At 64.0% G+C, this 25126-nt stretch carries 24 protein-coding genes, 1 tRNA gene and 1 pseudogene; 5 read left to right on the top strand and 21 right to left on the bottom strand.

Features of this window, described 5'->3' with window-relative positions; genetic code table 11:
- Positions 1 to 45: 45 nt before the first annotated feature.
- On the bottom strand, positions 46 to 1281 hold the full coding sequence (locus AB7G19_RS17350; RefSeq protein ID WP_063982561.1) for an acyl-CoA dehydrogenase family protein: 1236 nt from the start codon (positions 1279 to 1281) through the stop codon (positions 46 to 48).
- Between the two features lie 209 nt (positions 1282 to 1490).
- Between AB7G19_RS17350 and AB7G19_RS17345 the strand changes: the two genes are divergently transcribed.
- The gene (locus AB7G19_RS17345) at positions 1491 to 2153 is read left to right on the top strand and encodes a TetR/AcrR family transcriptional regulator (RefSeq protein WP_354096740.1); all 663 of its coding nucleotides are present in this window, start codon (positions 1491 to 1493) and stop codon (positions 2151 to 2153) included.
- A 3-nt stretch (positions 2154 to 2156) separates the two neighbouring features.
- Here the strand turns inward: AB7G19_RS17345 and AB7G19_RS17340 are convergent, their stop codons facing one another.
- From AB7G19_RS17340 to AB7G19_RS17280, 13 genes are all read right to left on the bottom strand, one after another.
- The gene (locus AB7G19_RS17340) at positions 2157 to 2549 is read right to left on the bottom strand and encodes a RidA family protein (RefSeq protein WP_038942317.1); all 393 of its coding nucleotides are present in this window, start codon (positions 2547 to 2549) and stop codon (positions 2157 to 2159) included.
- 201 nt (positions 2550 to 2750) lie between these two features.
- Positions 2751 to 2966 carry a hypothetical protein gene (locus AB7G19_RS17335; RefSeq protein WP_014494475.1) on the bottom strand — a complete coding sequence of 72 codons (216 nt, stop codon included), beginning with the start codon at positions 2964 to 2966 and terminating at the stop codon, positions 2751 to 2753.
- A 225-nt stretch (positions 2967 to 3191) separates the two neighbouring features.
- Positions 3192 to 4421, bottom strand: a complete 1230-nt coding sequence (locus AB7G19_RS17330) for a CaiB/BaiF CoA transferase family protein (RefSeq protein ID WP_354096741.1) — start codon at positions 4419 to 4421, stop codon at positions 3192 to 3194.
- 218 nt (positions 4422 to 4639) lie between these two features.
- Positions 4640 to 5326: an outer membrane protein gene (locus AB7G19_RS17325; RefSeq protein WP_283016888.1), complete on the bottom strand. Its 687-nt coding sequence runs from the start codon at positions 5324 to 5326 to the stop codon at positions 4640 to 4642.
- Between the two features lie 137 nt (positions 5327 to 5463).
- Positions 5464 to 6669, bottom strand: coding sequence for an MFS transporter (locus AB7G19_RS17320; protein ID WP_354096742.1), 1206 nt, complete (start codon positions 6667 to 6669; stop codon positions 5464 to 5466).
- Positions 6670 to 6814: 145 nt separating this feature from the next.
- Positions 6815 to 7642: a 3-keto-5-aminohexanoate cleavage protein gene (locus AB7G19_RS17315; RefSeq protein ID WP_283016892.1), complete on the bottom strand. Its 828-nt coding sequence runs from the start codon at positions 7640 to 7642 to the stop codon at positions 6815 to 6817.
- 120 nt (positions 7643 to 7762) lie between these two features.
- The gene (locus AB7G19_RS17310; RefSeq protein ID WP_085405396.1) at positions 7763 to 9160 is read right to left on the bottom strand and encodes an MFS transporter; all 1398 of its coding nucleotides are present in this window, start codon (positions 9158 to 9160) and stop codon (positions 7763 to 7765) included.
- Between the two features lie 474 nt (positions 9161 to 9634).
- Positions 9635 to 10951, bottom strand: a complete 1317-nt coding sequence (locus tag AB7G19_RS17305) for an NAD(P)/FAD-dependent oxidoreductase (RefSeq protein ID WP_283016893.1) — start codon at positions 10949 to 10951, stop codon at positions 9635 to 9637.
- Between the two features lie 60 nt (positions 10952 to 11011).
- Positions 11012 to 12328, bottom strand: coding sequence for an NAD(P)/FAD-dependent oxidoreductase (locus AB7G19_RS17300; RefSeq protein WP_166342300.1), 1317 nt, complete (start codon positions 12326 to 12328; stop codon positions 11012 to 11014).
- 86 nt (positions 12329 to 12414) lie between these two features.
- Complete coding sequence (locus tag AB7G19_RS17295) at positions 12415 to 13161, bottom strand: amino acid ABC transporter ATP-binding protein (RefSeq protein ID WP_166342301.1); 747 nt, start codon at positions 13159 to 13161, stop codon at positions 12415 to 12417.
- Positions 13158 to 13976, bottom strand: a complete 819-nt coding sequence (locus AB7G19_RS17290) for an amino acid ABC transporter permease (RefSeq protein WP_224517323.1) — start codon at positions 13974 to 13976, stop codon at positions 13158 to 13160. Before AB7G19_RS17290 ends, AB7G19_RS17295 begins: the two co-directional genes overlap by 4 nt.
- Positions 13973 to 14689 (bottom strand): amino acid ABC transporter permease, encoded by a 717-nt coding sequence (locus AB7G19_RS17285; protein WP_166342302.1) that lies wholly within the window; start codon positions 14687 to 14689, stop codon positions 13973 to 13975. Before AB7G19_RS17285 ends, AB7G19_RS17290 begins: the two co-directional genes overlap by 4 nt.
- 17 nt (positions 14690 to 14706) lie before the next feature.
- Complete coding sequence (locus AB7G19_RS17280; RefSeq protein WP_283016894.1) at positions 14707 to 15537, bottom strand: transporter substrate-binding domain-containing protein; 831 nt, start codon at positions 15535 to 15537, stop codon at positions 14707 to 14709.
- Positions 15538 to 15739: 202 nt separating this feature from the next.
- Here AB7G19_RS17280 and AB7G19_RS17275 point away from each other — a divergent pair, with 202 nt between their 5' ends.
- On the top strand, positions 15740 to 16504 hold the full coding sequence (locus AB7G19_RS17275) for an IclR family transcriptional regulator (RefSeq protein ID WP_234678552.1): 765 nt from the start codon (positions 15740 to 15742) through the stop codon (positions 16502 to 16504).
- 124 nt (positions 16505 to 16628) lie between these two features.
- Here the strand turns inward: AB7G19_RS17275 and AB7G19_RS17270 are convergent, their stop codons facing one another.
- From AB7G19_RS17270 to AB7G19_RS17255, 4 genes and pseudogenes are all read right to left on the bottom strand, one after another.
- Positions 16629 to 16832, bottom strand: coding sequence for a hypothetical protein (locus AB7G19_RS17270; RefSeq protein ID WP_063986285.1), 204 nt, complete (start codon positions 16830 to 16832; stop codon positions 16629 to 16631).
- Between the two features lie 245 nt (positions 16833 to 17077).
- A pseudogene (locus tag AB7G19_RS17265) lies at positions 17078 to 17245 on the bottom strand (GDP-L-fucose synthase); the annotation flags it as partial.
- Positions 17246 to 17457: 212 nt separating this feature from the next.
- Positions 17458 to 17531, bottom strand: a tRNA-Gly gene (locus AB7G19_RS17260).
- A 331-nt stretch (positions 17532 to 17862) separates the two neighbouring features.
- Complete coding sequence (locus AB7G19_RS17255) at positions 17863 to 20277, bottom strand: ATP-binding protein (RefSeq protein WP_441267996.1); 2415 nt, start codon at positions 20275 to 20277, stop codon at positions 17863 to 17865.
- A 317-nt stretch (positions 20278 to 20594) separates the two neighbouring features.
- Here AB7G19_RS17255 and AB7G19_RS17250 point away from each other — a divergent pair, with 317 nt between their 5' ends.
- Positions 20595 to 21308, top strand: a complete 714-nt coding sequence (locus AB7G19_RS17250) for a substrate-binding periplasmic protein (protein WP_166342324.1) — start codon at positions 20595 to 20597, stop codon at positions 21306 to 21308.
- A 10-nt stretch (positions 21309 to 21318) separates the two neighbouring features.
- Here the strand turns inward: AB7G19_RS17250 and AB7G19_RS17245 are convergent, their stop codons facing one another.
- Complete coding sequence (locus AB7G19_RS17245) at positions 21319 to 21522, bottom strand: hypothetical protein (RefSeq protein WP_166342325.1); 204 nt, start codon at positions 21520 to 21522, stop codon at positions 21319 to 21321.
- Between the two features lie 26 nt (positions 21523 to 21548).
- Positions 21549 to 21758, bottom strand: a complete 210-nt coding sequence (locus tag AB7G19_RS17240) for a hypothetical protein (RefSeq protein WP_014494462.1) — start codon at positions 21756 to 21758, stop codon at positions 21549 to 21551.
- 167 nt (positions 21759 to 21925) lie between these two features.
- On the opposite strand from AB7G19_RS17240, the gene AB7G19_RS17235 reads away from it, so the two are divergent.
- A complete protein-coding gene (locus tag AB7G19_RS17235) occupies positions 21926 to 22306 on the top strand; it encodes a YciI family protein (RefSeq protein ID WP_166342326.1) in 381 nt (126 codons plus the stop codon).
- A 9-nt stretch (positions 22307 to 22315) separates the two neighbouring features.
- Here the strand turns inward: AB7G19_RS17235 and AB7G19_RS17230 are convergent, their stop codons facing one another.
- A complete protein-coding gene (locus AB7G19_RS17230; protein WP_166342327.1) occupies positions 22316 to 22906 on the bottom strand; it encodes a TMEM175 family protein in 591 nt (196 codons plus the stop codon).
- A 127-nt stretch (positions 22907 to 23033) separates the two neighbouring features.
- Between AB7G19_RS17230 and AB7G19_RS17225 the strand changes: the two genes are divergently transcribed.
- On the top strand, positions 23034 to 25091 hold the full coding sequence (locus tag AB7G19_RS17225; RefSeq protein WP_166342328.1) for an ATP-dependent helicase: 2058 nt from the start codon (positions 23034 to 23036) through the stop codon (positions 25089 to 25091).
- The last annotated feature ends 35 nt before the right edge of the window (positions 25092 to 25126 follow it).

Raw genomic sequence — 25126 nt, 5'->3', positions numbered from 1 at the left:
CCCTGTCGTCTTTTTCAAGTCGGGAGCGCCGCAGGGCTCTCCCTCTTAATGCTTGGGAGAATTGGCATACTTCCGAACTTCGAGCCTTGCAATGGCGCGATTGTGCACCTCGTCCGGACCGTCGGCGAGCCGCAGCGTGCGGATGCCGGCGTAGTCCTTGGCAAGACCCGCTTCGTCCGAAACGCCCGCGCCACCAAAGGCCTGGATCGCCTCGTCGATGATCTTCAGCGCCATGTTGGGGGCTGCGACCTTGATCATGGCGATCTCGGCCTGCGCGGTCTTGTTGCCGACCTTGTCCATCATGTCGGCGGCCTTGAGGCACAGAAGACGCGTCATCTCGATGTTGGTGCGGGCCTCGCCGATGCGCTGCTCCCACACCGAATGCTCGACAATCTTCTTGCCGAAGGCGGTACGCGACATCAGACGCTTCACCATCTTCTCCAGCGCCTCCTCGGCCTTGCCGATGGTGCGCATGCAGTGATGGATGCGGCCGGGACCGAGGCGGCCCTGCGCGATCTCGAAGCCGCGGCCCTCGCCGAGCAGGATGTTCTCCTTCGGCACGCGCACGTTCTCGAGCAGCACCTGGGCGTGGCCGTGCGGCGCGTCGTCGAAGCCGAACACCGGCAGCATCTTCTCGACCTTGATGCCGGGAGTGTCGAGCGGAACCAGGATCTGCGACTGCTGCTGGTGCTTGGCCGCCTTGAAATCGGTCTTGCCCATCAGGATCGCGATCTTGCAGCGGGGATCTCCGACACCGGACGACCACCATTTGCGACCGTTGATGACGTAGTGATCGCCATCCTTCTCGATGCTGGTCTCGATGTTGGTGGCGTCGGACGAGGCGACCGCCGGTTCCGTCATCAGGAACGCCGAGCGGATCTCGCCGTCCATCAGCGGACGCAGCCATTTGCGCTTCTGCTCCTTGGAGCCGTAGCGCATGAACACTTCCATGTTGCCGGTGTCGGGCGCCGAACAGTTGAACACTTCCGAGGCCCAGGAGATGTGGCCCATCTGCTCCGACAACAGCGCGTATTCGAGATTGGTCAATCCCGCACCACGGAATTCGTCGTCCTCATGCTCGTTCGGCGGCATGAACATGTTCCAGAGGCCTTCGGCCTTCGCCTTCTTCTTGAGGTCCTCCAGCACCGGAATGACCTTCCAGCGCTCGCCGCTGTGATCCTGCTCGTTATAGATCGGCACCGCCGGACGCACGTGCTTGGTCATGAACGACTGCACGCGGTCGAGCCATTCCTTCTGCTTGGGGGACAGATCGAAATCCATGGGACGCTCCTCGGTCTCTCTTTGCAAAGCTGTTTTGCGCCGGACTGTCCTCCCGCCGCACGCGGTCCGCAAGCACGAATGCCTGCGGACGCTTCGGAACCCGTCCGCGCGCTGCGAACGAGTCTCGATTGCGGATTGACTTTCTCCGGCCTTCAAACGATAGTTTCATACAAGTGTTTGAATTGCAACTCCCTCCCTGAGGGGCATCCATGGCCAGCGATCATACGAGGTCTGCCATTCTCGCCGCCGCCGAACGGCTCTATGCCGATCGCGGCTTTGGCGACGTGACGCTGCGCGACATCGTCGCGGAGGCCAACGTCAACCTCGCAGCGGTGAATTATCATTTCGGCTCGAAGGACGAATTGATCGCGGAGCTGTTCGTCTCGCGCTCGATCGCCACCAACCGCGAACGCCTGCGCGAATTGAAGGCCGCGGAAGAGCAAGGCGGCGGTCGCGCGCCGATCGAGGTGATCTTGCGCGCGCTGGTCGGCCCGACCTTGCGCGGCTGCCTGGGTCCGGAAAACCAGCGCTCCACCGCGGCGCGCTTCATGATCCGCGCCTCGATCGAATCCGTGCCGCCGATCCGCCGCATCAAGAACCGCGAGATCGACCATTTGCGGAAATTCGCAGGCGCCATGCGGCGCTCCCTGCCCGACCGCAGCGACGTCGATATCTATTGGGGCCTGAACTTCGCGCTCGCCATGGCGCACCACACCATCCGCGAGAGCGAGCGGTTGACGAAGCTCTCTGAAGGCAAATGCGATCTCGACGACGTCGACGACGTCGTCGCGCGCGTCGTCAGCGTCGCGACGATGGCGCTGACAGCGGGACGGATGGAGACGAAGGCGCCGTCACGGGTTGTCGCGCGTTAGCGCTCACATCATCGCGATGCAGTCGATCTCGACGTCGAAGGGGCCGAACCATTCCGGGGTGCAGACGAAGATGCGCGCCGGCGGATCGATCGGGAAGTAGCGCGCATAGATCGCGTTGAAGACGGCGAAGTGTTTGGTCGAGGTGCAGTAGACGTTGCACTTCATGACATTGTCGAGCGAGGCGCCTGCCGTCTCGAGGCAGAGCTTCATCTGCTCCATGATGATCTCGCTCTGCCGCGCGATTGGCATCCCCCCGATCTCGCCCGTCTCGGGGTCGAACGGCGGCAGGCCGGCGACGAAGATCATGTTGCCGGCGCGCGTGACCGGCGAGGTCGGCGCCTTGACACGGTCGAGAAAGGACGAGATCGGTTCGACGCGGAGCGCTTCGCGTTTCATCGGCGGCCACCTTCGGTTCGAGCGAGACTGGCGCCTTGCTACATTATTCTGCAGCCGGCATGCTTCGCTAAAGCTCGAAGTGTGGTTGCGCTAAAGCGCGATGAGATCGCGCTTTAGTTCTTGTTTGAGCATGATCTCCGCGCAAACGCGTTCCGCGTTTGTCGCGAGGGAAAACCGCTGCGCAGTTTTCCGGATCGTGGCTTACACCCGCTGCGGCATCTCCTCGGCCTCTTCCTTGGCGAGCAGCAGCAGCATCTCGATACCCATCTCGCCTTCCTGGGGCGAACGGATGAACTTTATTTCGTCGGCGCTTTGCCGCAGCGCGGCGATGATGGCGACGGCCTGATTGGCCGTTGCTGCCTCGGTTGCCAGAATTGCCTTCTGGTCCTTGGCCTGAAACCCGATCGTGTAGGACATGCGTTCCCTCCCGGACTTGCGTCGGGATGATCGCATCAGAGTCGCGCGCAAAGCGGAAGCCTGTGCGAGTACGGACCGGGTTCATCTGGGGATTGCACGCAAGCCTCGGGCAAGGCCTGGCATCGCGCAACCGTCGCTCCCAGGCTGGTCAGGATCGCTGTCGCATGCGCGCCAGCACCGCATTGGTCTTCGCCAGCACGCCCCTGAGAGGATCAGGAAGCGAAACTAGATGATCCCCTGCTGCTTCAGCTGCTCGATCTTGCCGGCATCATAGCCGAGCTTGCCGCCGAGCACCTCCTGAGTGTGCTCGCCGAGCAGCGGCGGAGCACGATAAGTCTCGATCGGGGTCTCTGAGAGGGTCAGCGCGTTGCGGATCAGCGAGAGATCGGGCTCGAACGGATGATCGACTTTCACCCGCATGCCGCGCGACTGGACGTGCGGATCGGAAAGCACCTGCTCGAAATTGTTGATCGGGCCCGACGGCACGCCGGCCTCCTCCAGCTTTTCGAGCCAGTAGGCCACCGGCTTCTTCAGGAACAGGCCGGCGAAGATCGCCATGATCTCCTTGCCGTGCACGACGCGGTCGTTGTTCTTGACGAAGCGCTTGTCATTGGCGAGCTCGGGCTCGCCGAGCACGGCGCAGGTGCGCTGGAATTGGCCGTCATTGCCGACCACCAGCATCAGCTCGCCATCGGTGCAGCGGAACACGCCGGCCGGCATGCCGCCATTGCCCCAGGTGCCGCGGCGCGGCGGCATCTTGCCGTTGACGAGGTAGATCTGCAGCCAGTGCGACAGCGATGCGATCACGGTGTCGAACAGGCAGACGTCGATGTGCTGCCCCTGCCCGTCATTGGCGTCGCGATGGTAAAGCGCCGAGAGAATTCCGATCGAGGTGTTCATGCCGGTCATGTAGTCGACGATCGACGGCCCGACCTTCATCGGACCCTCGCCGGGCTCGCCGTCGATATGGCCGGTGACGCTCATCAGGCCGCCCATCGCCTGCAGGATCGCGTCATAGCCAGCGCGCGGCGCGTAGGGGCCGGTCTGGCCGAAGCCGGTCACCGAGCAATAGATGATGCCGGGGTTGATCGCCTTGATCGTCTCGTAGTCGAGGCCATAGCGCTTGAGATCGCCGACCTTGTAGTTCTCCATGAAGACGTCGACGTCCTTGGCGAGCGCGCGGATGATCGCCTGCCCCTCGGGCTTGGCGATGTTGACGGTGACCGACTTCTTGTTGCGGTTGGCGCAAAGGTAGAATGAGTTGTTGTTGTTGGCCTTGCCCTCGGGGTCGGTCAGATAAGGCGGGCCGAAGGCGCGCGCGTCGTCGCCGGTGCCCGGCCGCTCGATCTTGATCACCTCCGCGCCGAGATCACCCAGCATCTGGGCCGACAGGGGCCCGGCAAGCACGCGGGTGAGATCAAGGATCTTGATGCCTGAGAGCGGCAAGGCCGACATGTCGATTTCCTCCGGGAACTAATATTGGCGCGGCGGCCTTAAGCCCTGGCCGCGCTCCCTGCGGATACACCATTTTGGAGTTCTGAGCACTGCGTTCGGGGCATACGGCTATCCATCGCCCGGCAGCAGGAGCGGCCCTGCGGCGGGCGGATTTCCGCGCCACGGCTATCGCGCCTGCGCCGGCGCTCCGCCACGGCGATCCGCGCCGCTGATGACGGCTAGAACCTGACGCTGATTCCACCGCGCACGGACTGGAAGCGAGGATGCTGCTCGTAGCTCCCGACGTCGGGCCAGTCGAAGCGGGACGTGCCGAAATCGCTATAGCGATATTCCAGGCGCGCCGTAACCCGATTGGTCAGCGCCGCTTCTCCGCCGACGCCTGCGGTCCATCCGGTCTTCGAAATGTCGGCATCCACCGTGGGAACTGCCAATGTCGACGTCCACCGGTACTTCAGCTCGGTGAACGCCAAGCCACCCGTCACATAGAGCAGCAGGCGCTCAGTCGGTGTAAAGCCGAGCCGTCCGCGAACGGAGGCCTCCCACTCCTTGCGCGCGTCGTATCGGAAAAACGGGATGTTAAATCCGCCGTTCACCGGGCCCACGTCTACATCGGCCTCAAGGCCAACAACGAGCCTGTCCAATTGATGGTTGTAGCCCACATGGACACCGCCGAAGCCGCCGTCCGCGCGGAACCCATGCGTGAAGCCGGTCGGAGGCCCGCCCAAGAAGAATTCGACAGTGCGATCCCGGCTCCACGCGTAACCACCTTGGACACCTGCATAGAAGCCAGTCCATGCGAAGGGCGACACGGCGACAGAACGCACTGCCTTAACGGGCAAGTCGGCAGCATCCGCAGCGACGGCGGAGCAGACCAGCGCGGCGAGGCAGATTAGCGTGCGTTTCATTGCAAATTCCAGCCCATGGGATTGACGATTCCAACTCTAGCGGGTTCCCCTCGCTTTTGCTGTGGCGGCCGGGCGACACTCGGTGAAAACGAATAGGAAGCGACCGGCAACTCGCGGCAACCGACGTGCCGCCGACCTCACACCACACCGGCCGCGGCCACCTGCGGTCGGCGGCGGCCGAGCAGAACCAGGATCAGCACCGCTGCGCAGGAGCAGACGAAGGTGAGACCGAGCGCGCCGCGGCTGCCGAACTGGGTGAGCAGGCCGGCAAGAACGGGCGGCGAGATCGCGGAGGCGAGATTGAGCGGGAGCGCGATCATTGACGACGCCTTGGCGAACTCGGCCTGGTCGTAGAACACCAGCGGGATCGTCGCCCGCGCCACCGCCATCGCGCCGCTGCCGGCGCCGTAGAGCAGGATGAAGACCGCGACCGCCCAGGTCGCCCCCTCGCTCAGCATCAAGAGCAGCATGGCAACGGGCAGCGCCGTGCCGGCGACAAGCCCCGTCGTGATGCCGTCCCAGCGCCCGCCGCCGAGGAAATCGAGCCCACGGGCGCTGACCTGGATCACGCCGAGCATCGAGCCGAAGGCGATCGCCTGCGCCGGCGCCAGCCCCTCGGCCCGCAGCAATTCGATGAAAACGGCGCTCAGGCCGAAAGTGACGAAGGCATTGACGGTGATCGCGGCGACGACGAGGCCGAACGTGCTCCGCGGAATTGACAGCGCATTGGCTTGTTTTGCGGGAGCGGTGCCCCCCTCCTTCGCGATGGCCCGGCGCGGAGTTGCGAAAGCATAAAGCGGCAGCGAAACGAGAAACAGCATGGCGGCGTAGACGAGGCAGGTGCCGCGCCAACCGAAATGACCGCTCAGGAACGAGGTGGTCGGCCAGAAGATGCTGCCGGACAGTCCCGTCACCAGCATGAGGGCGCCAATCGCGCTCTTGGCCTGTCGCCCGGCGACCTCGTTGAGCATGATATAGGCGCCGGTCGACAGCGTGGCGCTGCCGCCCATGCCGAGGATGACCCAGGCCACGAAATAGAGCATCGGCTCGTGCGCAAAATACAGAAGGACATAGCCCGGCACGGCCACGACGGTGCCCACCATCATCACCTTGCGTGCGCCGTGCCGCGCAAAAGCCTTGGCGAGCCAGGGCGCGCACAGGCCCATGGTGACATAAAGCGTCGAGGTGCCCGCAAACACCATCGGGAGGCTCATGCCGAGATCGGCCGCGAGGTCACGGCCCACGATCGGCGGAAGGCCAATCGTGCCCCATCCAATGAGCTGGGTGATTGCAAGCACCAGCAGGACCCCGATGAGCCTGCCGTCAGATTTCAAGAACCGCATTCCGATCGTCGCCTGCCCCAGCTGCATGCGTGCGCACAGACACGTCATAGCGGGAGTCTTGATAACGGAAGTCCTGGCGCAGAGGAACGCCGGCCGCCGAATGGCAGAAGGCGGCCGAGAGCATGTCAGCAGGAGGCAGTAGCCCCTACCCCGCGAGCCCGAGCAAGGATCGCGCCTCGGCCGCGGTCGCGACGCGCCGGCCGTGGCGCGCGACAGCCTCGCCGGCGATGGTCACGAGCTCAGCATTGCTGGCGGCCAGGCGGGTCTTGTCGATCCTGATATTGTCCTCGAGCCCGGTGCGCACCGCGTCGGCGCCGCGCGCAAGCGCCCAGCCCATGACCTCGGCCTGATGGCGTCCGATCCCGGCAGCGGTCCACGTCGCTTTCGGGATCAGCCGCTTCAGCTCTCCCAGGAGGATGTCGAGGACATGCTCGTCGGCCGGCATCGCATTCTTGACGCCCATGACGAATTGCACGTGCGGACGCGAGTCCATCAGCCCCGCCTCGATCAGACGCCGCGCACCATGTAGATGCGACAGATCGAAGATCTCGATTTCCGGACGGATGCCATTTGTCTTCATGCCGGTCGCGAGAGTCTCGACCAGGGCGGCGCCGTTCTCGTAGACAATCGTCGGAAAGTTCACCGACCCTGTCGACAGCGAGGCCATGTCCGGCTTCAGATAAAGCGATGATCCCCGCGCCGAGGGATCGCGGCCCCGCCCGCCGGTCGAGAACTGAACGATCATCCCCGGGCAATGCTTTTTGATCCCCTCCTGCACCTGCGCGAAACGCGCGGGGTCGGAGGACGGCGTCTCGTCATCGTTTCGAACATGGATATGGGCAAGCGTGGCGCCGGCCTCGAAGGCCTCCTGCGTCGACTCGATCTGCTCGGACGGCAGAATCGGCACCGCGGGATTGTCCTTCTTGCGCGGAACGGAGCCGGTGATGGCGACAGCAACAACAACGGGGTTCATCCCTTGACCTCATGATGATCGCGCTCGCGCGCACGGAGTTCGAATAGGCACTCAAGTAACGCATCGAGCCCTGCCGCTGCAAACATCATCGATCGCAGCGGCAGGCCCCTTGCGTGCCGTTCAGGTCGGAATTGCGGCCGCACCGCTCGCCGCCTCCGCACGCTGCCGCTCATAGTCGGCCCGCGGCATCGGAACGGCCTTGGGATTGCCGAGATCGTCGATACTGACTCGATAGGTCTCCCGGGCCGTGACGGCCGCCAGCGCCGCGATGACAGTGATACCGAAGGCGATCGCTCCCACCGTCAAGGGGATATTGTCCGAGCCGGGAGGCGCCACGGTCGCAAACAGGGCCGGAAGCAACGCGGTGATGGTCGTTCCGATGTTCTGCGAGATCGCCATCGCCGACACCCGCGTGCGGGTCGGAAACAGCTCCGGGTAGAAGCTCGGGAAGATGGCGTTGTAGCCCTGATAGACGACGCCCCACATCAGCAGCGACACCAGGATCGCCAGCGGCACATTCCTGATGCTGATGGCATAGAGATAGACGAAGGCAAGCAAGCCTGAGAGCAGCGCGCCCACGATGATCGGAGGCTTGCGACCGACCTTGTCGGAGAGATTGCCGACGAAGGGAATGACGAATATGGCCAGCATATTTCCGAGGACCGGGATCCACAGATAGACGTCCTTGGCAAAACCGATGCCATAGGCCGGCTGCACCGCGTAGGCCGCACCGAAGATGGTCGCAACGACCGGGATGACGTTCATCAGAGCCATGCAGATGACCCTGAGCATGTCGCGCCAGCTCAGCTTGATGGCCTGAACAATGGGCGACCGCGGCGTTTCTCCCCGTGCGCCCTCTTGCGCAAAGGCAGGGGTTTCGTCGACTTCGCGACGAATGATGTAGCCTGCGACAATGACGAAGAAACTGAGCAGGAACGGAATCCGCCATCCCCAGCTATTGAATGCGTCGGTCGGCATATAGGCCGCCAGCGGCAGGAACACGGCTGCCGCGAGGATTTGTCCGGCCTGCACGCCCTGAAGGGCGAAACTGGCATAGAAGCCGCGCCGGCCGAACGGCGCATGCTCCAGGATCATCGAGCTCGCGCCGGAGATTTCACCGGCCACCGCAAATCCCTGCACAAGGCGCAGGATGACGAGCAGGATCGGCGCCAGGATGCCGACCTGCTGATAGGTCGGCAGAAAACCCACCGCCATCGTCGAGATGCCCATCAGGAACATGCAGACGATGAGAACGGTCTTGCGGCCATGGGTGTCGCCCCAATGTCCGAGAACGAAAGCCCCGATCGGCCGGGCCACATATCCCACACCGTAGGTCGCCAGCGATGCGACGATGGCGACGGTGGGGTTTTCCGACGGGAAGAAGATTTGCGGGAAGATCAGCGACGCGGCGGTCGCGTAGATGAAGAAGTCATAATATTCGAGAGCCGAACCGATCCAGCCGCTGGCAGCGGCCTTCCTGGACTGACTCATGTGACGGATCGTGCGAGTCGTGGTCATCGCAGAAAATTCCTCCACTGGGTTTGCTGACGTCCCGTTGTCGGGCTTCGCTAGAAATTGGGCAGCATTCTCCGGGCGCTCTGCCGACTTCCGCGAGCGCTTGTCACTGCCGATGGGTATCCGATTGGTCGCGACAATAGGCTTTCGCCGGGCTAACACAATTACCCAGTTATGCGATAAACCTAACATGATGTTATTTTCGCCAGACTTGAACACAGTTGGCGATTGTGCGCCGATCAGCAGCGCTCGGGCGGAGACGCGTCGTCGACATCCGACGCAGAGACGACCAGATATTTCAGACCGCCAGTTCAACACACGCTTTTCGCCACAAGCGCACGCTGGGCTCGCTTCTCCCATGCCGGCAAGATTGCCCGCCTCAGACAGCGCGACTGTGTGTGGGAGACCGGCCGCCGCCGTCTGCCACGAGAAGAGCTCCCGTGACGACTACGCCTTGTTTGGCGTGGGCATCAAAAATCAGGCGGCCCTCTTCAAGCGCTTGAAGCGCTCCATCCGGAAGGGTGCGGGATCTACGCAAGGCGTCGAACCGGTCACGAGATCGGCCATCAGGGCGCCGGCGCCAGGACCGATACCGAAGCCGTGGCCCGAGAAGCCGGTCGCGAGATAGAAGCCTGGAACGGAGCCGACCGGCGCGATAACTGGAACGGCATCCGGCGTGACATCCATCAGGCCAGCCCACATTTGCATGATCCTGGCGTCGCGGAACGCCGGGAAGGCTTCGCACAGATGGGTGACGCCGCCGTGGACGAACCGCAGCGACGGATCGGGATCAAGAATGCGGACATGCTCGAAAGGACTAACCTCATCACTCTTCCAGCTGCGGGCCATTTTCAGCTCGCGAACGAACTGACCGCCGATGCGAAGTGTCAGTTCGTTCCAGCTCTTGATGAGCGTCGGCGTATAGTCGCAGAACAATCGGAAACTGTCCGGCGTAATCGGGGCGACGTTCGCGTTGCGCTGGGCGACGGTGAACCCGCCATCCAGACGGCGGCGGAAAGCGAAGTTGCCCGCACCAACGGCAAAATCCGGAACGCCCTCGATCGAAGAAACGCGGGCGACGCTGCCGAGGATCTTCAGGACCGGAAGATCGATGCCCATGTTGCCGGCGAAGAGGCGCGACCAAGCCCCTCCCGCCAGCACGACGGACGAACAGCGGATCTCGCCGCGCTCGGTGACACAGCCGCTCACCCTGCCCGCCGATCGCTCGATGGAACGGACCGCGCAGTTGGTGAGGATATGCACCCCTTTCGCGGCCGCGCCGCGCGCGATTGCAGGGACGGCGATAAACGGCTCCGCCTTGCCGTCGCTCGGCGTATGCAGCGCGGCACGGATCGGTTTCGCCATACCCGGCATGAGCGTCTTCAGCGCCTCGCCCCTTACGAAGCGCGAGTCGAGATCGAAAGACGTGGCGTGTTTCAACCACTCGTCATACATCGCAACGTCGGCATCCGTGTCGCAGAGATAGGCGATGCCGGCCTGCCGAAAGCCGGTTTCGCCGCCGATACGCTCGTTCATGCCACGCCAGAGCCGAAGACTCTCGATCGCGAGCGGCAACTCGGCCGGATCGCGCCCCATTTGGCGTACCCAGCCCCAGTTTCGCGACGACTGCTCTGCTCCGATCAATCCCTTTTCGCACAGGGCAACGGAGACGCCACGCTCAACCAGCGAAAGCGCGGTCGACACGCCGATGATGCCGCCGCCGATCACGACGACGTCCACATGCGCAGGCAGCTCCTGCGGCGCGACGACAAGATCGGGAATAATCCTGGACACGTGGTCCTCCTTGAAACGGGTACGCGGAAGGCGAGCCGGGCCGGATGTGCCGCCCGAGGCTCAGCGTCCCGGACGGTCGAGGAAATCGCGCAGGCGATACCAGCCGGCAAAGAGCGGAACGAACCAGGGCTTGCCCGAATAGAAGGGCACGGCCGTGAATGTCTCGCGATCGAAGGCCGATGGCATGTTCTGCTCGCCGAGAATTTTGCGTGCTGTCTGGTAGCCGAGAAAGGTCATCAGCGCGACGCCGTTGCCATTGCAACCAGCCGCGAAATCCGCGCCGTCGCGAACCCCGAGATGGGCTATCTTGTCGACAGTCATGGCCACGCGCCCGCTCCAGGCATGAGTGATCTTCACGCCCGCAAGCTGCGGCCAGATGGCCAACATGCGCGCATAAAGCCGCTTCGCGGCCAGCTTGTCGGGCATGTCGAAGATGCCCGGGCGTGAACCGAACAGAAGCCGTGTCCCGTCAGGCGACGGCCTGGCGTAGATCAAGTCACGGCGTGTGTCGGACACCATGCGGGCCTGCGGAACGAGCTCGGCCAAGAGATCGGCCGGCAGCGGCGCGGTGGCAATCTGATAGCTCTTGACCGGCACGATACGGCTGGCGAGGCCAGGTGTCGCATCGGCGGCGGTGTAACCGTTTGTGGTTGCGACCACGTGGGCAGCCCGGATGGCGCCTCGAGCGGTCGGCACGATCTTCTCTCCTTTCGCACCATCCTGCACCATACCCGCGCGCGCATGCGAGCGCAGCATGACGCCGGCGGCGCGCGCCCGGTCGCGCAGCGCCTTGTGATACTTGCCCGGATGCAGACCGCCATATTCGTCGATCACCATGCCGCCGTGATAATAGTCCGAACCGATCGCCGATCGCTGATGCGCGCGATCGAGGAAATGTACGGTCACGCCGGTCTTTTCCGCCAGAAGCATGCCATGCCGCTTCAGGGTTTCGTAATCGCCCGCGGCGTGGGCGCCGAAAAAGCGGCCGCTGAGCGCAAGCCCCGCATCCAGCTTCTCCGTCTCGACCAGCATCTTCAGATAATCGAAGCTCTCGTTGCTCTCGCCGATCAGGCGCGAGAAGAGCACGGGATCGATTCCCTTGATCGCACCACTAACCACCAGCTTCTGGCCACTCGACACCATCCCGCCCGAACGCGTCGAGGCTCCCTCCCCGATCCGGTCACCGTCGATGACGACGACGGAGCGCCCGGCGCGCGCCAGATGAGTCGCTGCATTCAACCCGGCATAGCCCGAGCCGATGACCACGACGTCGGCTCGCTCCGGCAGCGGATCGAGATCGGTCTCCGGTTCCGCGGCCTCCCACCAGTAAGGCGTCTCCTTGAAGTCCTTGGCGTAGATGTCGTCAAAACGAGGCATGATGTATTGGGCCTTCCGGCTCACCTTTCATTTTCATTGCACTTGGGATGGCCGCACCACGCAGCGCGTCCGCCCCGGTGGTGCGATCAGAGAACCTGACCGAGGAATTCGCGCGTGCGCGGGTCTCGCGGATTGTCGAAGAGTTCCGCAGGAGGCGCACTTTCCACGATCAGACCACGATCGGTGAAACAAACGCGTTGCGAGACTTCCCGGGCGAACTTCATCTCGTGCGTCACGAGAATGCAGGTGAGGCCCTCCTCCACCAGTTCGCGGATCGCGAACAGCACGTCCTTTACCGTTTCGGGATCGAGCGCAGCCGTCACCTCGTCGAACAGGATCGCTTCCGGCTGCATCGCGAGTGCGCGGGCGATTGCCACGCGCTGCTGCTGGCCGCCGGACAGCTGCCCCGGGTAGCTGTCCGCCTTCTCCGAGAGCCGCACCTTCTTCAGGAGCTTGCGGGCCCGCTCCTCGACTTCGGCGCGATCGTGTCCGAGAACCTGGATCGGCGCCATCATGATGTTTTCCAGTGCCGTACGATGCGGGAAAAGATTGTACTGCTGGAACACCATCGCGACCTGATGGCGTAGCACCCGCATCTGCTTTTCCGACCTCATTTCATGCACACGGTGTGCGCCGACGCGGACAAAGCCTTCGTCCACGGGAATCAGGCCGTTGATGCAGCGCAGAATGGTGGACTTTCCCGACCCGGAAGGACCGATAATGCAGACTGCCTCGCCCTTCTGCACGAACATCGAAATGCCCCTGAGAACAGGGACGTCACCGAAGGACTTGCGGACGTTGTCGAGCTCGATCAGCGCGTCGATGCGGTTCACAGGCTTTCTCCCTTCACGGCGCGTTCCAACCGGCGCGCGACGACCGCGATCGGATAGCAATAGGCGATGAACAGGAAGAGGATGGTCAAATAGAAGTAGACGATCACGCGCTCGTTCTCCATGGCGAGCAAAGTATTCAGAATTGTCAGCACGTCCTGGATACCGGTCACCGTGGCGAGCGCTGTCGCGATCATCAGCAACGCGTAGGAATTCATCCAGCCCGGGATCATGCGCCGCAGCGCCTGTGGCATGATCACGTGGCGATAGATCTGGCCGGTGCCATAGCCGAGCGAACGTGCCGCTTCCCACTGACCGCTGTGAATGGACTGAACGGCGCCCCGGATCACCTCGGAGAAATTCGCCGCCGTTGGCAGCGCAAGGCCAATCACGGCCTTCACGAACGGCGGGAACGCAATGGTCGTGCCGAAGACATGCATCTCAAACGGCAGGAAATAGAGCGTTGCAAAAAGCAGAACGAGCCAGGGTGAATTGCGCAGGAAATTCATCAGCAGAAGAGACGGGACCCGGATCGGTCCGAACCTGGCGAGCGTCGCAAGACCCATGATCGTACCGAGCACCGTCGCCAGTGCCATGGAGGCGATCGAGAGAATGATATTGAGGGCAAAGCCGCCATTGATCGGCCAGCCGGACGCCGAGCCGGTGAGAAGCAGAGGAAGCCGCGCCAGCACGCGGCTCCAGTGCGCCGAGCCGCCCGCCGCCGCATCGACCGCGATCCAGATCGCGACGCCAAGGGCGATCAGCAGCAGAACGGCGCGCTTCTTTCCCTCATAGGAGAGCATGGAGCCCGCGATCAATGCCCCCTCCCGTAACCCGGGAAGGCCATGAAGGCTTCGAGCCTCGCCATCGCAAATGTGAGGATGGACACCAGCACCACGTATATGAGGAGGACCAGAATCATGACCTCCAGCGTGCGGAACGTGTCATTGTAGATCTGCCCGGCGTAGTACATCAGTTCCGGCACGGTGATGACGGATGCCTGCGACGTCGTCTTGAAGAGGTTGGTCAGGATGTTCGTCAGTCCCGGCAGGCAGACGCGGGTGGCGATCGGCGCCTCGATGCGCCAGAAGCGGGCCCATCGGCCGTACCCCAGCGACCGCGCCGCATCGATGATCGACCGCGGCATGGTTTCGATGCCGGAGCGGAAGGCTTCGGTCGCCAGCGCCCCGCCGAAGAGACTGAGCGAAATCGCAGCACAGGCGAAGGCACTGAGAAGCGGAACCGATAATCCCGTCGACGGATCGGTCACCTTGAGGCCGAGGTTCGAGAAGGTGAAATAGGCAAACAACATCTGCAACAGCGGCGGCGTGTTGCGGAACACCTCGACGAACAGCTCGATCAGGGCATCGAGCCAGAAAATCCGCAGCGTGAGCCCGAGGGCCCCGAGCATCCCGATGAGGATGGCGGCCGCCGATGAGAGCGCCGCCAGCTTCAGCGTGTTGACAACACCGGTCAGCAGCCATTGCTGGTACGCAGGATCCGCGAGCCAGGAATAGTCGAGTCCGAACAAAGGCCGCTCCGTGTGCGTCAGTTCTTCTTCGCGACCGCAGCCTTCGCCCGCGCGGCGATGTAGTCGGAGTGCGGCATGCCGAACTCGGTCTCCCACGCGATCAGCTTGCCTTCGGCCTCGGCCTTCGCGATGGCCTTGTCGACGGCTTCGTGGAATTCCGTGTCTCCCTTGCGGAGGCCGCCGGCCATCGGCTGGAATTCATACGGCGCCACCGCGATCTTGTAGCTCGCCCAATCGGGCTCCTTGAGCTTCTGCTGAAGCGTCATGTCGTCAAAGACGAAGCCGATGCAACGATTGTCCTTCAGCGCACGATAGGCTTCCGGCTGGGTCTTGAAGGCCACGAGATTGATGCCGAATTCCTCGGTCATCTTCTTGTTGTAGTAGGAGCCCTGGATGCCGCAGACCGACTTGCCCTTCAGCTCTTCCCACTTGGAGACCGTCGCTTCCTTGGCCGCCAGCACGGACGGGCCGGCAGCGGAAACGTATTCCGTCGTGAAGTCGATGACCTTGGCGCGCTCGGCCGTGACGCCGAGCGTGGCGAAGATCGCATCGATGCGGCCGGCGGTCAGGAATTCGATGCGATTGGACGCGACGACAGGCACGAGCTCGATCTTATCCTCGGAGCCAAGGAGCTCCTTGGCAACGTACTTCGCAAGCGAGACCTCGAAGCCGACGATGTCGCCCTTGTCGTTCAGAAAGCCATAGGGCACGTAATCATTCTTCACGCCGACGACGAGCTTGCCGCGCGCCTTGACGTTCTCAAGCGTGCCCGCCACGGCGGCGCTACCAGCAAAAAAAGCAGCGAGCGCAACAGCGGAAACGCCCATCATCGTTTTGAAGCCTGTCATCCTGTTCCTCTGGATAAATCACGGCCTTCCAGCGCTGTTGCCACAGCGCCGCGTCAGCCATCAGCTTTGCGAATGCAGAAATCAGGTCGCTCAAAAAATATGCATCAATCCCAAGCGACCTAATTTTCATCATTGGAGACGCATCTTTCTCAATGTACAAGTTGCCGAGGCCTCTTTTTTCATAATGTGAGATACTGTGCCGGTGATCGCCCAACCGCCCTCCGGTGGAGCCCAGCTGCTCGACCGGACCGTCATCCTGCTGGATCTCGTCGCCGATGGCGGCGTCGAGGGCCTATCGCTCAAGGACCTGGCGGCCCGCTCCGGGCTCAACACCGCCACCTGTCACCGCATCCTCAACACGCTGGTCGGTCACAAGCTGCTTGCCCGCGACGACAAAAAACGGCGCTACAGGTTGGGTGCACGCATGGCGATCTACGGCGTCCGCGCGGCTCGCGGCCCCGGCATCATCAGCCGCTGCGAGATCGCGCTGTCCCGGCTCAGGCGCCGCACCGGCGACACGACCCATCTGATGGCCCGCTTCAACCACGATTCCGTTTGTCTCGACCGGCGCGACGGCGAATGCATCGTGCCGACGCTGACGGGATCGATCGGCGGCTTCGTCCCCCTCGGCGTGGGCCCCGGTTCGATCGCAATGCTCGCATTCCTGGACGAGGACGAGCAGGACTACATCATCCGCGCCAACCTCGGGCGCTACGCGTCCTATCGCAACCTCACCGAGGACAAGGTTCGACAGCTGATTGCCGACACCCGTCGCCGCGGTTACGCGGTGGATGTGGGCGAGCTCATTCCCGGCATTGCCGGAGTTGGATTGCCGATCATGACGCCGGGCGAAAAGCCGGGCGCGGCGCTCAGTTTCACGCTGCTCTGCGCCAAGCTGACGTCGGGCGTCCTCGAACATTACGGCGCCCTCCTGAAAGAGGAAATCGACGCCATCGTCGGTCAGTAGGAAGGATCAGGGTGGCGTGGCGACGGCCGGAAACAGGTTAGCGGATCTCGTTCACGTAGGGATGATGCGCAGTCGTGGCGCGGTACTCGCTCAGGATCACAAGCGCACGGGCTTGATCGTATCCCTAGCTTCCCAGCGCATTCTCGCCGGCTTCGCGACCGGGCACGCTGACATGCACCTCATGCCCCTGACGGATCGCCAGGGAGGCGGCAGCGACCGCGGACTCGAACGCGGCTTCCTTGGTCGCGTATTTGCTTTTGACGTCACCGTCATGCAGCACGCCCCATTCGTCCTCGACCGGCACGATCGCGTATTGAGCAAGGCCCATGGTGCAGCTCCTCGATATCTAGCGCTGCGTGACCTGCGGATGGGCCGCCGTCACCCGCCACACGGCGTTGCCACTGTCGTCGGCGAAGAGCAGTGCGCCGGTCTTGTCGATGGCGACAGCATCGGATGAATCGGATGCCCCGCGATTTGCGCGGTGGAGCGCACGCGCACGGCTTGTTGCACGGTCGGCCTCGTGTGGCTTTTCGCCCTGCCCGACCGGCCAACTCTTGCTTGCGGTGAAGGTTCCTACTCTCGCGCCGCCACCGGCGCGCCGGCCTGATACGCCGCATAGGCGCACTTCAAGCCATCGTGAAGCGAGGTCGTGGCACGCCAGCCGAGCTTGGCGAGACGGCTGACGTCGAGCAGTTTGCGCGGCGTTCGATCGAGACGCGAGCTATCGACACTGATATCGCCGCACGCATTTGTCGCGGTTTCGAGTGCGACGTCGGTATTGACGCAACACCTCACCACCGCAGAAGCCGCGGCCCGAGCGCGGCCCCCGCCAGAGTGCACACCACGATCGTTCCACCGCGAAACAGTCGATCGCAAAGCGAGCATCAGGACGTGTCAAGCAGCCGATTTGTCAGACTGAAACCTGACCACTCTCGCAAAATCTTCGAAAAATTTGGAGCGGGTGAAGGGAATCGAACCCTCGTATTCAGCTTGGAAGGCTGCTGCTCTACCATTGAGCTACACCCGCATCACTGGCTCCCTAACACGACCGGGCGGCAGTCTCAACTGCTCCGGACCGGTCTTTCCCGTCTTGCGGACAGGCCAGTTCCCGCCCCCGGGGCGCCCCTTAACGGCGGCGGGATTTCGTCCTATATTCAGAGTCCCGAAACCAACGAAAGGAGGTGATCCAGTGTCTTATCTCAAGCGCTGTCACCTCGCTGGGATCGCCCGCTAGGCTTTGACGAAAGGCCTGGCATCGGGGCGCTCTCAGCCCTGGACCAGCGAGCAAGAAATCGGGCGCGACGGGGCCTCCCCGCCGCGCCTTTTTCGTGGGTGGCGTCTGCATGGATGAGCTCCGCTCAGGCCGGCGGCTCGCCTGCAAGCACCTCGCGGATCTTCTGCGACAGCTCCGATTTCCGGTACGGCTTCCTGAGCAGCGCCAGGCCGGGATCGAGATGTCCTTCGTGAACGATGGTGTCGTCGGTGTAGCCGGAGGTGTAGAGCACGCTCGCCCCCGGCCGGCGAAGCCGGACGGCTTCGGCCAATTCCCGTCCGTTCGTGCCGCCGGGCATGATGATGTCCGTGAACAGGAGATCGAATTTGACGCCCTGGTCGACCAGCGCAAGCGCAGCTGCGCCGTCGCTGGCGGCGAGCGTGCGATAGCCGAGGGTGCCGAGCTGGGCGATGACATAGCCCTGCACCAGCGGATCGTCCTCGACCACGAGGATCGTCTCGTGCCCGCGTGCCGACGCGGGCGGCTGAACCGGCGCCGTCCTGGCCGGCGCCTCGCCCTTCGACCGCGGCAGGAACAGCCGCATCACCGTGCCGCGCCCCTCCTCGCTCTCGATGATGACGGTCCCGCCGGTCTGGCGGGCAAAGCCGTAGACCATGCTCAGCCCAAGCCCGGTGCCGCGGCCGACGCCCTTGGTGGTGAAGAACGGCTCGAACACGCGCTCGCGGATGTCGGCCGGGATGCCGTGACCGGTGTCGGCCACCGCGATCATCACGAAGGCGCCGCGCATGACGTCGCCGTCGCCGGCACCGCTGGTGCCGTCGAGCTCGCGGTTCGCGGTCTCCAGCGTGAGCCGGCCGCCGCCCGGCATCGCGTCACGCGCATTGACGGCGAGATTGACGATCGCCGACGAGAGCTGCGACGGATCTGCCATCGCGGACCAGGCGTCGTCCGCGAGCCGGGTCACGATCTCGATATGCTCGCCGAGGATCGGCTTGAGCAGCTTCGCCGTTTCGACCACGAGTGCGTTGACGTCGATGTCGCGGGGCTCCAGCGGCTGGCGGCGCGCGAAGGTCAGCAGCTGCGAGGTGATCTCGGCGCCGCGCGCCGCCGCATCGTCGATCAGTTGTGCGATCGCGGCGAACTCGGGCTTGTCCGCAAGCCCCTCCTGGATGATCTCGATGGTGCCGGTGATGACCGTGAGCACGTTGTTGAAGTCGTGAGCGACGCCGCCGGTGAGCTGACCGATCGCGTCCATCTTCTGGGATTGGCGCAGCCGCTCCTCGGCCTCGTGCTGCACCGTGAGGTCAGTGGCCGACCCGCGATAGCCCATGAAGCGTCCGTCCGCCGCGAAGATCGGCTGGCCGTTGACGTTGAAATGATGCATGCGGCCGGCCACGTCGCGCCCGCGATACTCGAACTTCCGGAACGGCTCGTGGCGGTCCAAGGTCGCCACGTGCGCGCGCCATTTCTCAGGCTCGGCGTCGCGGTCGGAGGCGGCATCTGTGCGGTGCTTGCCGACAAGCGCCTTGTTGTCCATGCCGAAGGCGCCGGCCCGGTCGGATACGTAGGTGAACCGATGATCCGGTCCGGTCTCCCAGAACCAGTCGGACGCGGTCTCGGCATAGTCGCGGAAACGCTCTTCACTGGCACGCGCGTCCTCTTCGGCGCGCCGGCGGATACTCAGGTCGCGCTCGAGATTTGCGTTGGCCTCGCGCAGCTCGCCATAGGCGCGCCCGAGATTCTCGCACATCGCGTTGAAGGCGTCGATCACCTTGTCCAGCTCGTCGGGATCGCGGGGCGGCCGGCGCTCGAGGTGCAAAGGCGGCGGTGGCCGCGACAGGCTGTATTGGCCGACGAACTCGGCGATGGCGACCAGATGCCGTGTCACCAGCAGATGGAACATGTAGATGATGAACAGCGAGACGACAAAGGTCTTCGCGGCCTGGCTTGCCAGGATGACCAGGGCGCGGTTCAGCAATTGCTGATAGACCTCGGCCAGCGTCGCCTCGACATGGAGCACGCCGATCTGGCGTGCCGTCCCCTGGACGCTGTAGTTCAGCGGATAGTCGCGTGTCACGGCTGAGCGGGTGCTCGGCTCGCCGACCGCGACACGGATCGGATTGGGACGATCGGCGACCTCGCGCACCTCGGCGGCGCGGATGTCGGGCAGCCGCAGGATGCCGTCGAGCTGGAGCTTGAGCTGGTTCTGGTCGAGATTCCACAGGCTCTCGCCGAGGCTGCCGGTCGTGCTGCGGCCGATCTCGTCTAGCCGCGTCTCGATGACGCCGACCTCGCGGTCGTAGTCGAGATAGAGCTGAAGCGCGGTCAGCATCAGCGTGACGATCGAGGAGAACAGCAGCACGGCGGCCAGCAGGCGCGGCCCGACGCCGCTGCGCGACCAGTTGAAGATCCGCGACAGCAGCGCTCCGATCATCCCTGGCGCAAATGCAGCGCCGATCCCGTTCAAATCCTGCTTCGCGGCCGCCGGGGGACCGGCGCGACTGCTGCGCTTGGAGTCCTCGTCGCCTGCGTTGCCCATGCACCACGTCCCCGGAATGGCGGCACCCTGCTCCGGACGGCGGATCGCAGCCGCGAGCAATTCGACAGTTGAAATTCTCTCATCACGCGACCTGCGTGGCGATCCTGCCGGCCCATGGGTGGCTTGGCGGGGTCTTGTCTTGCGCCCAGCAGCAGGATTCTCGCGCAAACTATCACTTCGCGTACTGGAATGACATTGGTTAAAGTCCGCAGTCGCCTGCAAGACAAGCGAGCGGTGCGGCCGCCACACGGGTGCCCCCCGGTGGATCGCGGCCATCCGAATCCAATGGTAGCTATGCAGGGCAAAGGAGACGCGTCATGTGGCGGATCATCGTCGCCTGCCTGTCATTGCTCGCCGCCGCTCCGTCGCACGCGCAGGAGCTCATCCGGCTGGCGCGGATTGCCGATATCCCCGATCAATATGTCGGCGGCGAGATGCTGCGGGCCGTCTACGCCAAGCTGAATATCAAGCTGGCGTTCGAGGACGTCCCCGGCAAGCGCGCGCTGGCGCTGTCGAGCGCCGGCGAGGTCGATGGCGAGATTCAGCGGATCGGAACGCTCTCCAGCGACTACCCGACGCTGATTCAGGTGACGCCGGCGATCAACTACATCGAGCCGGCGGTCTTCGCGACGAAACTCCGTTTCGACGTCGCCGGCTGGAATTCGATCAGGGAGTACAGCATCGGAATCGTCCGCGGCGTCGGCTCCTCGGAGGCCGGGACGCGCGGCATGGCCCGCGTCACCGCGACCACCAGCCTCGAGAACATGATCAGGATGCTCGACGCCGACCGTTTCGAGCTGATGGTCACCGATCTCTTCAGCGGGCTCGTCGCGGTGAGGAAACTCAATCTGCAGACCAGGATTGTCCCGCTCTCGCCACCGCTGGAGCGCATCCACATCTACCATTATTTGCACGAACGCCATCGCGATCTGGTGCCGAAGGTCGGCAAGGTGATCGCACAGATGGAAGCGAGCGGCGAGCTGGCAACGCTGCGCGAGGCGCTGGTCAAACAGGTCCTGAGCGCGCCGTGACGGCGCCGGATCACCTCGCGCGAAGCCGCTCACGCAGGGCAACGGCGGCAATCAGCACGCCGACGCACCAGGCCATGACCGCCCGATGAGGCTCGTCGCCGAGCAGCACGGTGACGATGCTCGTCAGCAGGCACGGCGCGATTGCCTTTCGCGTCCGGCTCATCAGCGCAAGCAGGAACGGCATCGCCGCGATCGATATTTGCAGGACGTCCATGTCGAAAGACGGTATCGCCGAAGGCGTCAGAAGCCACACACATTGAGCGCGCGCGGGCGTTTTCCGCGGCGGCTTTCGACGATCCGCTCACCGCCGTTCTCGGCCGAGCTGCCGTAATAGCGGTGGTGGCCGGACTGGTCGTGCAAATCCGCGGCTTCCGACTTTCCCGCCCGACGCGCGTCGCAGATGATCTTTATGGTCGACATGGCCGCCTCCGAAGTGTTCTTGGTGGCCATCAGTCGCCTCGGCTTTGGGCAGCGTTCACCTCCGAGGGCGGCAATCGGGTTTCAGGACGGTTTCGTCGCAACTTGCGCGACGCAATATGTTAGTCTCCGGGATTGTCGGTATCGACGGCGCTCATACATCCTTCCGACTGCGAGCTTGAAAAACAAACGAGGTGACGATGCTTTACGCCATCCTGGCCTACCACGTGGAAGACGAGATTTTGTCCTGGACGGCAGAGCAGGACGCCGCGGTCGTGGCCAAAGTGATCGAGGTTCAGGCGCCCTTGAGGGCAAGCGGACACCTTGGGCCGGCCGCCCGTCTGGATGAGACCCGAAAGGCGCACACCTTGCGCGGCCCCGGCGCGGGCATGGTGCTGGACGGCCCGTTTGCCGAGACCAAGGAGCAGCTTCTCGGCTTCCACCTCGTCGACTACGATACCGATGAGGAAGCGATCGCGGCGGCGCGGAAGCTGCGCGAGGTCAACCCGTCAGCGGTCTACGAAATCCGCCCAGTCATGCTTTACGTGCCGGCCGACGGGTTCGGCGCGACAAAAGGGTGAGCCACCGCCTCACGCGCCTGGCCCGGTCGGCGCGGCATAGAAGCGCTGGATCAGCAGCCCGCCAAAGGCGATGAACCACACGAAGGGCGCGACGTGCGGCGCGAAGGCCGCAACGATCGTGCCCGGAATGAACACCAGCAGCGGAAACATCGAGGCCATGATCTCGTGGCGCCAGCCGCCCAAAATCGTCCACCACAGCCAGGCATTGAGGCCGGCGATCGCGGTCAGATGCAGGCCGTAGAGAACGGCCACCGCGCTGCTCATGCTGTAATTGGTGTAGAGGCCGTTGGTCACCGGCAGCAGCACGATCGAGAGCAGGAAGAACAGGTTGAGGATCACCATGCCGCGGCTGCCCACGGGCTGGCGCGCGAGCCGGCGGTGATGGCTGATCCAGAACACGCCGGCAATGATGAAGCTGAGCGCGAGACCGGCGAGCTTGCCGGAATAGACCCGAGCAAGATCGTCCCAGCCCGGCGCGCTGGTGAACACCGCCGCCTTGGGCAGGTCGTAGGCGAGTAGCGTCATGGCGACACCAAAGATGGTGTTGCTGAGCGACTCCAGCCGCCGCATCTCGAACTGCTCGGACTTGGGCTCGGTCATGCCGGGTGTGCGCTTTTCGGGCTGGAACTTCGGGCATCTTTTCCCTAGGTCTTAACATTGGTTCCGTCCAGCTGCATTGCGATTCGCGCCGGGATCGCCGACTCTCACCCTTTCACCGGGGCGATTCGTGGCGACATATCTGGACACGCTCAATGCGGAGCAGCGCCGCGCCGTGGAACATGGCGTCGCCGATGGCGCGACCGTGGGCGCCCCCCTGCTCGTCATCGCCGGCGCGGGCTCCGGCAAGACCAATACGCTCGCCCATCGCGTCGCGCACCTGATCGTCGCGGGCGCCGATCCACGCCGCATCCTGCTGATGACGTTCTCTCGCCGCGCCGCGGCCGAGATGGCCGGCCGGGTCGAGCGCATCGCCCGAAAGGTGCTGGGCGAGAACAACGCCGCGATCATGCGCGACGCCCTCACCTGGGCCGGCACGTTCCACGGCATCGGCGCGCGCCTCTTGCGCGAATATGCCGAGCGGATCGGCATCGATCCAGCCTTCACCATCCACGACCGCGAGGATTCCGCCGACCTGATGAATCTGGTCCGGCACGAGCGCGGCCTGTCGAAGACCGAGAGCCGCTTTCCCGCCAAGGGCACGTGCCTGTCGATCTACTCGCGCTGCGTCAATGCCGAGATGGAGATCGAAAAAGTGCTCGGCCAGCACTATCCCTGGTGCGCCGGCTGGGCCGCCGAGTTGAAGGGCCTGTTCGCGGCCTATGTCGAGGCCAAGCAGGCCCAGCACGTGCTGGATTACGACGACCTCCTGCTCTACTGGTCGCAGATGATGAGCGATGCGCTGATCGCCGAAGAGATCGGCGGCCGCTTCGATCACGTGCTGGTCGACGAATATCAGGACACCAACCGCCTGCAATCCTCGATCCTGCTGGCGCTGAAGCCGGATGGACGCGGGCTAACCGTGGTCGGCGACGACGCGCAGTCGATCTATTCATTCCGCGCCGCCACCGTTCGCAACATCCTGGATTTTCCGCAAAGCTTCTCCCCCCACGCCGAGATGATCACGCTCGACCGCAACTACCGCTCGACGCAACCCGTGCTGGCGGCGGCCAACGGCGTCATCGGGCTAGCGCGCGAACGCTTCACCAAGAACCTGTGGACCGACCGCACCTCGTCGCAGAAGCCGCAGCTCGTCACCGTCCACGACGAGGCCGACCAGGCGCGCTACATCGTCGAGGAAGTGCTGGCCAACCGCGAGCAAGGCGCGCTGCTCAAGCACCAGGCGGTGCTGTTCCGGACGTCCTCGCATTCCGGTCCGCTGGAGATCGAGCTGACCCGCCGCAACATCCCCTTCGTCAAGTTCGGCGGACTGAAATTTCTCGATGCCGCGCATGTCAAGGACGTGCTGGCGCTGCTGCGCTTTGCCGAAAATCCGCGCGACCGCGTCGCCGGTTTCCGCATCCTGCACCTGTTGCCCGGCGTCGGCCCTGCCACCGCGCAGCGCGTGCTCGACCAGATGGCGGAGAGCACCGACCCGCTTGCCGCGCTCGGCCAGCTTGCGGTGCCGCCACGCACCGGCGCCGAGTGGACCGACTTCGTCCGCACGGTCGGAAATCTGCGTTACTCGGAATGGCCAGCCGATCTCGAGCGCGTGCGGCTCTGGTATGAGCCGCATCTCGATCGCATCCACGAGGATTCCGAGACGCGCCGCGCCGATCTCATGCAGCTCGAGCAGATCGCGAGCGGCTACGCCTCGCGCGAAAAATTCCTGACCGAGCTCACGCTCGACCCGCCGGATGCGACCAGCGACAAATCAGGTCCTCCGCTCCGCGACGAGGACTATCTGATCCTCTCCACCATCCATTCGGCCAAGGGCCAGGAATGGAAGTCGGTGTTCGTGCTCAACGTCGTCGACGGCTGCATGCCGTCGGATCTCGGCGCCGGCACCTCGGCCGAGCTCGAGGAGGAGCGCCGCCTGCTCTATGTCGCGATGACGCGCGCCAAGGACGATCTCCACCTCGTCGTGCCGCAGCGCTTCTTCGTGCACGGACAGGCCGCCAAGGGCGACCGCCACGTCTACGCCTCGCGCACCCGCTTCATCCCGGAATCCCTCGTCTATCTGTTCGAGCGCACCGCCTGGCCGAAGGCCGCCGCCGGCGCGGCCCGCACCGCGGCGCAAGGGCCGAAGATCGACATCGGCGCGCGGATGCGCGGGATGTGGCGGTAGCGCAGGCTTGTTTAGACGTGTTTTCCTAACGCGAA

This window comes from Bradyrhizobium sp. 215_C5_N1_1 (assembly GCF_052075935.1).
Classification (GTDB): domain Bacteria; phylum Pseudomonadota; class Alphaproteobacteria; order Rhizobiales; family Xanthobacteraceae; genus Bradyrhizobium; species Bradyrhizobium barranii.
This window is presented reverse-complemented; position numbering and strand designations above follow the sequence as displayed.